The 13,407-nt window shown below is 71.3% G+C and carries 12 protein-coding genes; 6 read left to right on the forward strand and 6 right to left on the reverse strand.

Features of this window, described 5'->3' with window-relative positions; translation table 11 throughout:
• The first annotated feature begins 47 nt into the window (after positions 1–47).
• The 4 genes from thrB to I4J89_RS10420 all read left to right on the forward strand — a co-directional run bounded on the left by thrB (position 48) and on the right by I4J89_RS10420 (position 5,072).
• On the forward strand, positions 48–992 hold the full coding sequence (thrB, locus tag I4J89_RS10405) for a homoserine kinase (RefSeq protein ID WP_196413666.1): 945 nt from the start codon (positions 48–50) through the stop codon (positions 990–992).
• A 313-nt stretch (positions 993–1,305) separates the two neighbouring features.
• Entirely contained in the window at positions 1,306–3,369 is a 2,064-nt protein-coding gene (gene rho, locus I4J89_RS10410; protein ID WP_196413667.1) for a transcription termination factor Rho, read from the forward strand.
• A gap of 131 nt (positions 3,370–3,500) precedes the next feature.
• Positions 3,501–4,670 carry a nitric oxide synthase oxygenase gene (locus I4J89_RS10415; protein ID WP_196413668.1) on the forward strand — a complete coding sequence of 390 codons (1,170 nt, stop codon included), beginning with the start codon at positions 3,501–3,503 and terminating at the stop codon, positions 4,668–4,670.
• Between the two features lie 9 nt (positions 4,671–4,679).
• Entirely contained in the window at positions 4,680–5,072 is a 393-nt protein-coding gene (locus tag I4J89_RS10420; RefSeq protein WP_196413669.1) for a VOC family protein, read from the forward strand.
• Here I4J89_RS10420 and I4J89_RS10425 read toward each other — a convergent pair.
• The 3 genes from I4J89_RS10425 to I4J89_RS10435 are packed head-to-tail and all read right to left on the reverse strand — an operon-like array spanning position 5,056 to position 7,623.
• Positions 5,056–5,676: an RNA ligase family protein gene (locus I4J89_RS10425; protein WP_309238255.1), complete on the reverse strand. Its 621-nt coding sequence runs from the start codon at positions 5,674–5,676 to the stop codon at positions 5,056–5,058. The genes I4J89_RS10420 and I4J89_RS10425 overlap by 17 nt on opposite strands.
• Positions 5,677–6,573: a phosphatase domain-containing protein gene (locus I4J89_RS10430; protein WP_196413670.1), complete on the reverse strand. Its 897-nt coding sequence runs from the start codon at positions 6,571–6,573 to the stop codon at positions 5,677–5,679.
• Positions 6,574–6,585: 12 nt separating this feature from the next.
• On the reverse strand, positions 6,586–7,623 hold the full coding sequence (locus tag I4J89_RS10435; RefSeq protein WP_196413671.1) for an RNA ligase: 1,038 nt from the start codon (positions 7,621–7,623) through the stop codon (positions 6,586–6,588).
• 196 nt (positions 7,624–7,819) lie between these two features.
• Here I4J89_RS10435 and rpmE point away from each other — a divergent pair, with 196 nt between their 5' ends.
• Positions 7,820–8,044 carry a 50S ribosomal protein L31 gene (gene rpmE, locus I4J89_RS10440; protein WP_196413672.1) on the forward strand — a complete coding sequence of 75 codons (225 nt, stop codon included), beginning with the start codon at positions 7,820–7,822 and terminating at the stop codon, positions 8,042–8,044.
• Positions 8,045–8,129: 85 nt separating this feature from the next.
• A complete protein-coding gene (gene prfA, locus I4J89_RS10445) occupies positions 8,130–9,221 on the forward strand; it encodes a peptide chain release factor 1 (RefSeq protein WP_196413673.1) in 1,092 nt (363 codons plus the stop codon).
• Here prfA and I4J89_RS10450 read toward each other — a convergent pair.
• Genes I4J89_RS10450 through I4J89_RS51255 form a run of 3 tightly spaced genes read right to left on the reverse strand, consistent with a single transcriptional unit; the run spans position 9,205 to position 13,359 of the window.
• The gene (locus tag I4J89_RS10450) at positions 9,205–10,548 is read right to left on the reverse strand and encodes an outer membrane protein assembly factor BamB family protein (RefSeq protein ID WP_196413674.1); all 1,344 of its coding nucleotides are present in this window, start codon (positions 10,546–10,548) and stop codon (positions 9,205–9,207) included. The two genes, prfA and I4J89_RS10450, sit on opposite strands and share 17 nt — an antisense overlap.
• Positions 10,545–11,861, reverse strand: a complete 1,317-nt coding sequence (locus tag I4J89_RS10455; protein WP_196413675.1) for an outer membrane protein assembly factor BamB family protein — start codon at positions 11,859–11,861, stop codon at positions 10,545–10,547. The genes I4J89_RS10450 and I4J89_RS10455 overlap by 4 nt, the downstream gene beginning before the upstream one ends.
• Before the next feature lies 1 nt (position 11,862).
• Positions 11,863–13,359: a GGDEF domain-containing protein gene (locus I4J89_RS51255; RefSeq protein WP_196413676.1), complete on the reverse strand. Its 1,497-nt coding sequence runs from the start codon at positions 13,357–13,359 to the stop codon at positions 11,863–11,865.
• Positions 13,360–13,407 lie beyond the last annotated feature (48 nt).

The raw sequence follows: 13,407 nt of genomic DNA on the forward strand, positions 1-13,407 counted from the left end.
GGCACCGGGGCACTCCCGTTGAAATGATCACGCCCTAGCATGTGGCGATGGGCCTGTCCTTCGTCACCGATCCGGTCTCCGTCAGCACGCCTGCGACCAGCGCCAACCTCGGTCCCGGCTTCGACTCGCTGGGTCTGGCGCTCACCCTGTACGACGATCTGACCGCCCGGGTGACCGGCGACGCGTACACGGTCACGGTGAGCGGCGAGGGCGCCGGTGAGCTGCCCGCCGACGAGAACCATCTGGTCGTCCGCGCCATGCTGGCGACCTTCGACGAGTTCGGCCAGCGCCCGCCGGGTGTGGCCGTGGAGTGCGTCAACCGGATCCCGCAGGCGCGCGGGCTCGGCAGTTCCTCGGCCGCCATCGTGGGCGGCGTGCAGCTCGCCCGCGGCCTGGTCCGGGACGGGTTGCGGCTGATCGACGACGTGGCCGCGCTGCGGATCGCGGCCCGGCTCGAGGGCCATCCGGACAACGTGGCGCCCTGTCTGCTCGGCGGCTTCACCGTCGCTTGGACCGAGGCGACGGGCGGCCGGGCGGTGCGGTTGACTCCGGCGGAGGGCGTACGCCCAACGGTCTTCGTCCCTGCCGAGCGTGGGTATACGGCGACCGCGCGTGCCGCGTTGCCGGCCGAGGTCCCGCATGCGGACGCGGCGTTCAACGCGGGGCGGGCCGCACTGCTGACCCACGCCCTCACGAACGACCCGTCCCTGTTGTTCCCGGCCACCGAGGACCGGCTGCATCAGGGCTACCGGGGACCGGGGATGCCGGGCACGGCATCGCTCGTGGCCGCACTCCGCTCGGCCGGAGTCGCCGCCGTGGTCAGCGGCGCGGGACCGACCGTGCTGGCGTTGACCGAGGTCCCGGCCGATTTCACGCCGGGTGCGCAGTGGCGCGGCGAAGTGCTGGGCGTGGATGACGCCGGTGCTTGTGTGAAAGGGGGTATGGTGGAACACGCCGAGCGGGGCCCTGTTGCCGCAGGTCGTACGAGTTGATTACGCTCAAGACCTAGCACAGGGCTTCAACAACAACCCGCGAAGCAAGCGATCTCTGCGGTTCGGCGCACCCCCGAGATTTCTGGGCCTTGGTGGCCTGTCTCAACTCTCATCAAGGCACACGCCGGACAGCAGTCGATAGATCGCTGCACTCGCCGAGACCTACCCGTCAAGCCCTGGCGGGCAGGGAAACCGTCGAGCTGCCGTGCTGCACGAAACTCCCGCGCCGCTGTTGCGAAGCGGGTTCCGAGGGCACCCGGCCCTGGCTGCAAGCTCCGGGTGATCTCGGGTTTTTTCCGACGGAAGGAATCCATTGAGCGACACCACCGACGTGACGTCGGGTGTTTCTGACGTCGCTGACGGCGCCGGCACCACCGCGACCGCTACGAAGCGCCGCCGTGGCGGCACCGGGCTGTCCGCCATGCTGCTGCCCGAGTTGCAGAGCCTCGCCGCCTCCCTCGGCATCTCCGGTACCGCCCGGATGCGCAAGGGTGAGCTGATCGCCGCGATCACCGAGCGCCAGAGTGGCGGCAACGCCGCCGCCGCAGAGCCGGCCCCGCGTCCGCGTACCAACGGGTCCGAGGCCGTCGCCGCGTCCCCCGCTCCGGCCCAGCCGGCCCCGGTCGAGGCTGCCCCCGCGCCGCAAACCGCAGCCGCCCCGGTCGAAACCGCCCAGTCCGCCCCGGCGGCCGAGCGTCCGTCCCGGAGCCGCCGCGAGCGCGGGTCCCGTGACACGGCGCCGCGTGAGACACCCGTCAAGGACGCCACCGAGGCTGCTCAGCCCGCCGTGACCACGGCGCCGGCCGAGGCGACGGCCCCGGCCGAGACCATCGAGCGTCCCGAGCGTGGTGACCGTCCGGAGCGCGGTGAGCGTAACCGCGACCGCGACCGGCAGCGCAACCAGCGCGACGGCCAGCAGCGTGACGGCCAGCAGCGTGACGGCCAGCAGCGTGACGGCCAGCAGCGTGACGGCGAGCGGAACCGCGATGGCGACCGCAACCGGGACGGCAACCGCGACGGCGACCGCAACCGGGACAGTGAGCGGAACAACGACCGCGGGCCTCGCGCCGAGCAGGGCCGCCCCGATGACGGGCACGACGACGACAACGACTCCGATGGCGGCCGGCGGAGCCGGCGCAGCCGCTTCCGGGACCGCCGCCGGGGCCGCGACCGCGACGGTGACCAGCGCGACAGCGGCCAGCGGGAGGGCCGTGAGCCGCACGTCGCCGAGGACGAGGTTCTCGTTCCGGTGGCCGGCATCCTCGACGTGCTGGACAACTACGCGTTCGTGCGGACCACCGGCTACCTGTCCGGGCCGAACGACGTGTACGTCTCGATGTCGCAGGTGAAGAAGTACGGGCTGCGCCGCGGCGACGCGGTCACCGGTGCGGTGCGCTCGGCCCCGCGCGACGGTGGCGGCAACGAGCAGCGGCGGGACAAGTACAACCCGCTGGTCCGGCTGGACACCATCAACGGCATGGAACCCGACGAGGCCCGCAGGCGTCCCGAGTTCTACAAGCTCACGCCGCTCTACCCGCAGGAGCGCCTGCGGCTGGAGACCGAGCCGCACATCCTCACCACCCGCGTCATCGACCTGGTCATGCCGATCGGCAAGGGCCAGCGGGCGCTGATCGTCTCCCCGCCGAAGGCCGGTAAGACGATGGTGTTGCAGGCGCTGGCCAACGCGATCACCCGCAACAACCCCGAGTGCCACCTGATGGTCGTGCTCGTGGACGAGCGGCCCGAAGAGGTCACCGACATGCAGCGCTCGGTGAAGGGCGAGGTCATCGCGGCCACGTTCGACCGTCCGCCGCAGGACCACACCACGGTCGCCGAGCTGGCGATCGAGCGGGCCAAGCGCCTGGTCGAGCTGGGCCACGACGTGGTCGTGCTGCTCGACTCGGTGACCCGGCTCGGCCGGTCGTACAACCTGGCGGCGCCGGCCTCCGGCCGCATCATGTCGGGTGGTATTGATTCGACGGCGCTCTACCCGCCGAAGCGGTTCCTCGGCGCGGCGCGCAACATCGAGAACGGTGGCTCGCTCACCATCCTCGCGACCGCGCTGGTGGAGACCGGTTCGATGATGGACACGGTGATCTTCGAGGAGTTCAAGGGCACGGGTAACGCCGAGCTCAAGCTGGACCGCAAGATCGCTGACAAGCGTGTCTTCCCGGCCGTGGACGTCTCCGCCTCCGGCACCCGTAAGGAAGAGATCCTGATGGGCAAGGAGGAGCTGGCGATCATCCACAAGCTCCGCAAGGTGCTCAGCTCGCTGGAGTCGGGCGCTGCTCTGGATCTCCTGCTGGACCGGCTCAAGCAGACCCGGACCAACATCGAGTTCCTGATGCAGATCGCCAAGTCAACGCCTGGCGAATAACCGTACAAAAGCGACGCGATCCACCAAACGGGTGGGTCGCGTCGCTTTTGTCGCACACGGTGTCTGATTATGCCCATCCGTGGTCGTGCGAACCTCCGGTATCCCCACCCTCGATAGGCCGGAGGCGCTCGATGATCGTGCCTGGTTACCGGGACCATCCAACCGAGCCCTGGGACCGATTCGCGCCCGTGGACCCCGGTGAGGCCGAGGACTTCCTGCGCCGCTGCTATCTCGAGAACCCCCGGCTCGGCCCGGTCGAACCCCGGCTCGCCATCGTGCGGGCGCAGATCGCCGCGACCGGAACCTACGTGCACACCACCGACGAACTCGCCCACGGCGCCAAGATGGCCTGGCGGAACGCGAGCCGGTGCATCGGGCGGCTCTACTGGCGAAGCCTGATGGTGCTGGACCGCCGCCGGGCGCGTACCGCGGACGAGATCTACTCGCTCCTGGTGCAGCACCTCCAGGCGGCCGGAACCGGTCAGCTCCGTCCCGTGATCAGCGTCTTCGCCGCGGCGGAGCCCGGCCGGCCGTACGCGCGGGTCTGGAACGAGCAGCTGATCCGCTACGCCGGCTACCGGACCGAGGACGGCCGGGCGAAAGGCGACGCGCGGCAGCTCGGCTTCACCGCGGCGGTGCGCGAATACGGCTGGCGGGGCAAGGGCGACGCGTTCGACGTACTGCCGCTGGTCATCGAGACGCCGGGCGAGGGGGTACGCCTCTACGAACTGCCCGAGCGCGCGATCCGCGAGGTGCCGCTGACCCATCCCGAGTTCGGCTGGTTCGCCGAGCTCGGACTGCGCTGGCACGCCGTACCGGCCATCTCGAACATGCGGCTCACCGTCGGCGGGGTGCACTACCCGCTGGCCCCGTTCAACGGCTGGTACATGGGCACCGAGATCGGCGCGCGCAACCTCGCCGACGCCGACCGCTACGACATGCTGCCGGAGGTCGCCGCCCGGATGGGTCTGGACACCAGCCGGGAGTCGACCCTGTGGCGGGACCGGGCCCTGGTCGAGCTGAACCGGGCGGTGCTGCACAGCTACGAGCAGGCCGGCGTGAAGATGAGCGACCACCACACCGAGTCGCAGCGGTTCATCACCCACATCCGCAACGAGGAGAAGGCCGGGCGGCCGGTGCCGGCCGACTGGACCTGGATCGTGCCGCCGATGTCCGGCGGTCTCACGCCGGTCTTCCACCGCTACTACCAGGAGCTCGACCTGCGGCCGGCGTTCTACCTCGACGAGGAGGCCGCGGCGCTGGCCAGTAACGGCGTGCGCCGGTGCCCGTACGCGAACTAGCGTGTCGTCATGACCTCGTTCATCTCCCACACCACCGTGGACGCCACCGACGCCTACCAGCTGAGTTCGTGGTGGCAGCAGGTCCTGGACTACGTCGACGATCCGGAGGACCCGAACGAACCCGGCCACGAGGAGTGCCTGATCATCTCCCGGGACGGGCGGCACCGGGTGCTCTTCATCGAGGTGCCCGAGCCCAAGCAGGGCAAGAACCGGATCCACTTCGACCTGCGGCCGGTCGAGGGCACCCGGGACGAGGAGTACGAGCGGCTGATCGCACTCGGCGCGAAGCCCGTCGACGATCTGCGGCTGGCGGACGGCTCCGGGTGGGTGGTCTTCAACGACCCGGAGGGCAACGAGTTCTGCCTGCTGCGTAGTGAGGCGGAGGTCAAGCGAACTCGTTGACCGCGAAGTCGTCGCGGTGGCGCCAGGAGGCGTCGGTGCGGACGTGGTCCTCGCGTACCCATTTGAGCAGCTTGTGAGAGAACTCGGCGGCCGGGATGCGGCCGGCCGCGCGGACCACGTACCCCTCGGAGGCGTCCGGTTTCCGCTGCGCCGCCCAGGCGGCGCGGGCCTCGGAGAGGCTGCCGCCGCGGTAAAGGACCGGGACCATCGGCAGCTCCAGGCGGCGCGCCCAGTCCACCGTGTCGTCCCAGCCGAGCAGGGTGTCCGTCTCGTCCCAGATGCCGAAGACCAGGAAGACGCCGGGTAGGTCGGAGTAGGCGACGCTGCGGCGAGCCCACATGGACTCGCCGCAGACCCGCCAGTCGTCCGGTATCCGGTACGCCGTCATCGCCCACAATGCCTTCGCCGGCCGGTCCCAGGGTTGGGTGCCGGAGTCGAGCGACCGGGCGAACATCGAGTCCCGGGTGAAGGTGAGGTTTCCGCCGTCCATCTTCTCGGTCACCACGAGCTCACCGTCCAGCCAGGACAGATCGTGCTGAACGCGATCATCATCGGTCGCGCCCGGCGAGTCGGGCAGATGGAACGTCCGCGGATACTTCACCACCTAGAAGTCCCCTTCCGCCACTTGGAAGACAGTGAGGCCGAGCGCCCGCCACATGCGTACCACCTGCTGGCGGTCGTCGAACACCCCGACGATCCGCCAGCGGTCACGGACCTGACGGTCGAAGATCTCGCGCTTGACCACGGAGTCCTTGCGGCTGTCGCCGGCCGGGCGCATGAACAGACCCTCGTACGGCACGCCGACGAACAGATCGAGCCACGCCTCCGTCTCCGGCCGGCACACCTCGTCCCGCCCCGAGCAGAAGACGATGGCGTGGCCGGCCGCGTGCATCGCCCGGACCGCCGTGATCACCGCGGGGTTCGGCTCGTCCTCACCGACCCGTCCCCAGTCGTACGGGCTGCGGCCGGACATCAGCGCGACCGTCCCGTCGATGTCCACCAGCACCGCCTCGGGCAGCTCCGGATCGGGCCGGTAGACGAGTCCCGGGCCGCCGCGTTCCACCCACGGCACCGGCAGCGGCAGGTTCTTCCCAGCCAGGTACCGGTCGTGCATCCGGCGGATGGCGTCCTCGCCGACGCGCTCGTCCTCCGGCCGGTCCGCGTCCCGCCGGACGCACTCCTCCACCGGTACGTCGGTGAAGTCGTGGACCTCGAACGTCGCGTCGAAGCGGGCCGCGAGTTCGGCCCACTCGCGGACCGTCTTGCCGCGCAGGTTGGTGTCGTCCACGATGACACTCCCGCGCGCACGCAGCAGCGCCTCCACCGCGGCCCGCTGAGCCTGCGTGACCTGCGCCTCGGCCCGCTGGGTGAACAGCCGACGGCCGTGCAGCATGATGCGCAGGTCGTCCCGGTTGACCCGGACCACGTCCGGCTGCAGCTTGCGCGCGAACGTGGTCTTGCCGGACGCGGGCAGGCCTCGCGTGATCAGAAGTCGTGTCATTCCCAGGTCCTTCTATCCGGCCGGCCGGGCCCGCTGCCACAGGCCGGGACGGTAGTCCTTGCCGTCGAGTCGCCGGAACAACTCGCCCCGGAACTCGCTGCGCGTCGCGGCGGCCGCGAACTCCTTGCGGCCCCAGCCCGCCGGCAGGGCCGCGACGATCTCGGCGTAGGCGGCCTCGACCTCGGCCGCGCGTGCCTCGACGGCGGCGGTCAGGTCCGCGGCGACGCCACGCACCCAGACGTGGAACTCGTCGGGCAGCGGTGCGGTGAGCACGTCCAGGTCGCCGCCGTTGGCGAGGACGTCCCACACGGTACGCGGGGTCAGGCCGGTGACCAGGCGGTGCAACCGGACGTACTCCACGTACTTGATCTTCACCCGCTGGTCGGCCGCGGTGAAGTGCACGACCAGTCCTTCCCGCCCGGCGCGAGGCGGTGCGGCGAGCGCGTCGGCCAGCGTCGGGTAACCGAACGTCTCGACCACCGGGCCCGGCCAGTCCGGCACCGCGTCCGGGCCGAAACTGCGCCCGGTGGCGATGTCGACCGCGCCGAGCAGCACGAGGTCGTCCATGCCCTGGTAGTCCACGACGATCCGGTTGCCCGGGTAGATGATCTCGACGAGGACGGTCAGGCCGGCCGGCGGGACGAAGGACGCGTAGCGCGTACGCAACACGGAGGTCGCGTGAAGTGCCTGGTCGGAGGCGAAGGATCCACGGGTGGCGACGGCGTAGCCGGAGCCGTCGTGGTAGATCACGCCGAGGCTGCCGTCCGCCTTGTCGGTCACCGTCACCGGTGCCGCGAGATCGAGCGCCGCCTGAAGCTGATCATGGTTGAAGAACTTCGGGAACGGGCGGGCGACGATCCGGCCCGCGCCGTCCACGACCAGACCGCGGCAGGCGAGGGTGATCGGGGTCCAGGCGCCCGAGTACTGGCAGGCCTCGGTGTAGTTGTAGATCACAAAGTCGCGCGTCGGATGCCGCTGCGGCCGGACGTGCCCGTTTTCGATCGCAGCGACCAGTTCGGCCGGGTCGAGGACGTCGTGGAGCAGGGTCATCGGAGGGCGCCTCTCAGATCGGGAATGCCGAGCAGGGCGCTCACGTTAACCAGGGCGAATCCAGTTGCACCTCCTGATTTCCGCGCGGTACGGGGGACATGGCAGACTGGTACATCGGCCAGTAGGGGTTCCGGTTCACGTCTCATCTCATAGCAGGCGACCCGGCGACCCGATCATCGAGAGGGACCGAGAAGACATGAAGAGCGGCATCCACCCGGAGTACACGACCACCAACGTCGTCTGCTCCTGCGGCAGCACCTTTACCACCCGTAGCACCGCCAAGGGCGGCGAGATCCGCGTCGAGACCTGCAGCGCCTGCCACCCGTTCTACACCGGCAAGCAGCGCGTCCTCGACACCGCGGGCCGGGTGGCGAAGTTCCAGGCGAAGTACGCCAAGGTCACTGCCGCCAAGAAGAAGTAACTGCTTCAACGGCGCCCGTCCCGGTCCTCCGGGACGGGCGCCGTTCGCGTGTGGGGTCCGCTTTACTCCAAGCCGGGAGAGACCGATGAGCAACGACCGCCTGAGCACGCTTCTCGCCGAGTACGCGGACCTGGAGAAGCGGATGGAAGACCCGTCGATCCACGCCGACCAGGCACTGGTCCGCCGGGTCGGACGCCGCTTCGCCGAACTCGCGCCGCTTTACGCCGCCCATCAGGAGCTGGAGGCGGCCCGCGCCGACCTGACCGCGGCGAAGGAGCTGGCCGCCGAGGACCCGGCGTTCGCCTCGGAGGTCGAGGCGGTCGCGGCGGTGCTTCCGGCGCTCGAGGAGAAGCTCGGCGAGATGCTCATCCCGCGCGACCCCAGCGACGCCAAGGACGTGATCATCGAGATCAAGGCGGGTGAGGGCGGCCAGGAGTCCGCGCTCTTCGCCGGCGACCTGCTGCGCATGTACACCCGGTACGCCGAGCGCCGCGGCTGGGTGGTCGAGGTGATCGACTCGCAGGAGTCGGACCTCGGCGGCGTGAAGGACATCTCGTTCGCGGTGAAGACGAAGGGCCTGCCGGAGGGCGGTCACGGCGTCTGGTCCCGGATGAAGTGGGAGGGCGGCGTGCACCGGGTGCAGCGGGTGCCCGTCACCGAGTCGCAGGGCCGGATCCACACCTCGGCGGCGGGCGTGCTGGTGCTGCCCGAGGCCGAGGAGGTGGACGTCCAGATCGAGCCCGGCGACCTGCGGATCGACGTGTACCGCTCGTCCGGGCCGGGTGGCCAGTCGGTCAACACCACCGACTCCGCCGTGCGGATCACGCACCTGCCCACCGGCACCGTGGTGAGCTGCCAGAACGAGAAGAGCCAGCTGCAGAACAAGGAATCCGCGATGCGGATCCTGCGATCCCGGCTGCTGGTGCAGGCCCAGGAGGCGGCGGACGCGGCGGCCGGCGACGCACGCAAGGCCCAGGTGCGTACGGTCGACCGCTCGGAGCGGGTCCGCACCTACAACTTCCCGCAGAACCGGATCACCGACCACCGGATCGGCTACACCGCCTACAACCTGGACCTGGTGCTCGGCGGCGAACTCGACGGGGTGCTGGACGCCCTCGCCGACGCGGACCGGGCCGCCCGTCTGGCCGGCGACCCGGAGCTCAGCCGAAGGCAGTGACGACCACCCGGCCGGCGTGGTCGCAGGCCATGAACCGGCCGGCGGAACCGCACTGCGGACCGTCGAACCCGTCGATCGCCCCGATCCGATAGATCCGGCCGGTCTTCAGGTCCAGCTCACTGACCCCGCTGTACGCCGTACCGGTGCCGATGATCCGGTGCAGCAGGAGCAGTGAGTCGTCGTCCACGGAGCCGTACAGCGGCCAGCCGGCGCCGCCCGGGCCGATCTGCCGGCCGGTCGCCGGATCCACCAGGATCTGGTGTTCCGGCTCCTGACCGGGTGTGGCGGCGAGCAGCCGGTCCTCGGCGACCGGTATCACCCCGCTGTAGTCCGGGAGCCGCCAGACCGGCCGGCCGGTGAGCGGCTCGAGCGCGGTGAGCGCCTTGCTCTCGGAGACGCAGAGCACCGGGCCGCAGCCCTGGGTCCACGCGTACGCGCTCGTCTCTATCCGCCACAGCTGATCGAGCGCGTCGAGGCGGTATGCGGTGATCTCGCTCTTCTCCCGGGTGTTCCGGGTGGCCAGCAGCAGCCCGTTCGCCTCGGCGAGGAACATGTCGAGCCCGCTGTCTGGCCGGCTGGGGATCCACGGGACCCGCCGCTCGGCGAGCACCGTGCCGTCGTCGTACCGGCGCGCGGTGAGGTTGCCGAGGTCGTCGGCGGTGACGATCCGGCCGGGTGCGGAGAGCGGGACCACCACGTGCCGGACGCCGGTGACGGCACGCTGCCAGATCGTCGTCCCGGTACGGGCCTCGATCAGGCGGATCGACGTGATGTCGCTGTTCCGGTTCCGCTCGCCGAGCAGCAGGGTGTCGCTCTGTTCGTGCAGCACCTCGCCGGTCTGGCGCCAGAGCCGGTACCCGGCGCGGGAGTCGACGGCGGTCGTGCTGCCGCCGTACGCGACCACTCCCAGGGTGTCGTCATCCAGCCGGATGTCCTCCAGCTTCTCGTCGCCGGGAATCAGCAGCATCCCGGCCTCCTCACCGCCGATGATGTGGCCGGGCTCGCCTTCGGTCGGCAGCCTCCACCGGGCGGCGCCGGTGGCCAGGTCGTACGCGACTAGCTCGGTCCCGTGGTCGGACCGCTGGGACACGAAGAGCCCGTCCTCCCGCGCGGTCATCGCGTAGTCGGTCGGCGGCCGGATCTGCCACACCTGGCGCACCATCGGCGCGCCCGGCCGGCCCGATGCCGCGAAGACCAGCAGGCAGAGGATCACGACGCCGGCCGCCGCGACCCGCCGCCACGAGCGCGGATCGAACTCCGGGCCGGTCTCCCGCCGCTCCGGGCCGGGCGCGGCGGAGCTGACGTCGCCGAGCTCGATGACGCTCATCGCGGTACCCGGGCGACGACCAGCCGGCCCGGCCCCTCGCAGATCACGTGACCCGGGACCGTCTCGCAGCGTTGCGGGTCCGGCACCGGAGCCAGCGAACCCAGCAGGGTCCGTCGCCCGGTACGCATGTCCAGGTGCGCGACGGAGATCTCGCCCGGCGGATCGCTCGTCGGGTTCAGCAGCAGCAGCGAGTGGTCCCGGGTGTGGTCCGGCGCCACCGAACCGCGCAGATCCTGCGCCAGGAGCCGGCCGGTACGGCTCTCCAGCAGCAGATGCTCGCTGTCGCCCTGGACGTCGATCAGCATCCGGTCGGTGCCGATGACCAGGATGCCGGCGACCCACGGGTACCGCCACAGTTCCCGGCCGGTCTCCGGGTCCAGACCGACCAGGCTCTCCGCCACGTGCCCGCAGATCACCACACCACAGCTGTACGACACGTCGGCCGCCGAACCGATCCGTGGCATCTCGCGCAGAGTCTCCAGGTCGTAGGCGGCGCTGTACGACCGCTCCCCGTCGGAGTGCAGCACCAGCAGCCGGCCGGCCTCCGCGAACAGCGTGACGTAGCGGCCGACCGCCGGTTCGGAGACGAGACCGGGGATGCGACGCTCGGCCAGCACCGCGGCGTCGGCGTACCGCAGCACGGTCAACTCACCCCGGGTGCTGTTGGTGACCACCCGGGCCGGACGGCCGTCGTCGTTCTCCACGGCGACGTCCTGGACGGAGCTGACCCTCCGGTCCCAGTACGGCCTGCCGTCGGTGAGCCGGACCCGGGACAGCCCCATGACGCTGCCCCGCCCGTCGTACCGGATCAGCAGCGTGCTGTCCGCGTCGACGGCCAGCCCGGCCACCTCGCCCGGCTGCCGCCAGATCTCCGCACCGGTGCCGGCCCGTAACGCGATCGTCGTCCGGGACATCCCGGTCCCCGCATCGCCGGGCTCCACGGAGAGCAGCAGCGGGCCGCCGTCCGACGTGGTGCGGAAACCGGCCAGGCGTCCGGAAAGCTCACGGACCCAGCGCCGGGCGCCGTCGGCCAGCGTGTACGCGATCACCTCGGTCCGCTCCCCGCCGCGGACCACGTACGCCACGTCACCGCTGACCGAGACGTTGCTCTCGCTCGCGAGCTCCACACTCCACAGCGGCCGGACACCCGGCTCGGCGGCCGGGGCGGAGCCGGCACAGGCCAGGACGGCGAGACCGGCCACCGCCGCGGCGGCCGTCCGGACCCGGAGACGATCGAGGCGAGGAGCGATCCGGTCGGCCTCCGGTTCGGCGGGCCGGCCGGCGGTCACGTCGCCGAGCTCGATCATCGTCATCTCAGGTGGGTTTCCGGCTGGCGGCGGCGGCCGCCAGCGCCGCGGTCAGCCCGCGGCCGTTGGTGCCCACCTCGGACCAGCCGGCGGCCAGTCCGATCGGGGTACCGGGTACCAGCGCCTGCCAGTTCTCCGAGATCGCGGCCGCACCGATCCGGCGGGACACCTCGGCCGCCTGGTTCGGCCCGGCGCCCGGCAGGACCAGTACGAACTCGTCACCGGCGAAGCGGGCCACGAAGTCGCCGCGGCGCAGCGCCCGGTGCAGCACGCCGGCGATGCGCTGCAGGACCAGGTCGCCGCAGTGCCGGCCGTGACGCACGTTCACCGTGGTGAAGCCGACGACGTCGCAGACACCGACCGCGGCCCGCTCGCCGCGGGCCAGCAGGGTGTCGATGTAGCGTTCCAGCTGCCGGCGGTTCGGCAGGCCGGTCAGCGGGTCGACGAGCGTCTCGTCGCCGTACCGGCCCGGGTCGCGGTGCGTCTCCTGTGCGTCCAGCCGGGCGGCCACCCCGTCCAGGTAGCCGTCCCGGAGCTGGTCGATGCGCTGGGCGGCGAGGCGGAACGCGTACCGGTCGGCGGCGTGCGCGGCGGCGTGGTCGCCGGCGCTGGCGTGGCAGATGCTGCGCAGCCGGGCCGGCTCGGGGGCACCCAGCACCTCCGCGGAGACCGGCACCGACTCCAACATGGTCAGTGCCTGTTCCGGCTTGCCGTCCGCGATCCAGAGACAGACCGAACCGAGATGCCGCAGGTCACGGGTGCGCACACTGTCGCCGCCGCCGGTGAGCCACTGTGCGGCGTCCGCCCCGGTCGGCTCGCCCAGCGCGGCGCGGCGGGCCAGCGCGTATCCGTACACCGCGCGGCTGCCGGGGCGCAGCTGGTCGGTGACGAGGTAGCGGGACAGCTCGGCGTCGATGTCGCGCAGCACCCGTACGCAGCCGTCGGTGTCGCCCTGATGGTCCAGCGAGACGGCGTTGCGCAGCCGGATGCCCGGCGCGGCGAAGATCTCCGCCGCGAGGCCGGCGCTCGCGCCGACCTCGCGGGCCTGCTCGATGGCGGTCAGTGCCTGGCCGTGAAAACCGAGATAGGAGTACGCCATGGCGAGGTCATGCCAGCCCCAGGCGGTCTCCGCGTCCCGTTCCGGCACCGCGGCCAGCGCCCGGGAGGCCTGCACGAGATGGGTGACCCCGCGGTCCAGATTGCTCTGCAGGTGCGCGCCCAGGGCGGCGAACGCGTGCATCTGCCCGCGCAGGTAGGGATCCGGCACCTCACGCACGGCCTCGGCGGCGGCGGCCATCGCGCCGGCCAGCTCGGCGACCCGGCCCAGGTTGATCAGCGCGCCGAAGCGCTGGACCAACGCGTACGCCCGGGCGGTGGGATCGGATGTGGCGGCCAGCACCGCGTCGAGGATCGGTAGTGCCTGCGCGGACCGCCCGTTCTGTTGCAGTCCGCCGGCTCGGCGCAGGTCCTCGACGTGTTCCGCGAGCTGGTCCAACCAACTCACCAGGCGCCTCCCACGGCCTTCTGCGGCGCGCCGCCGGTGACCCGGCCG

The sequence above is a fragment of the Actinoplanes aureus genome (assembly GCF_015704865.1).
GTDB lineage: Bacteria > Actinomycetota > Actinomycetes > Mycobacteriales > Micromonosporaceae > Actinoplanes > Actinoplanes aureus.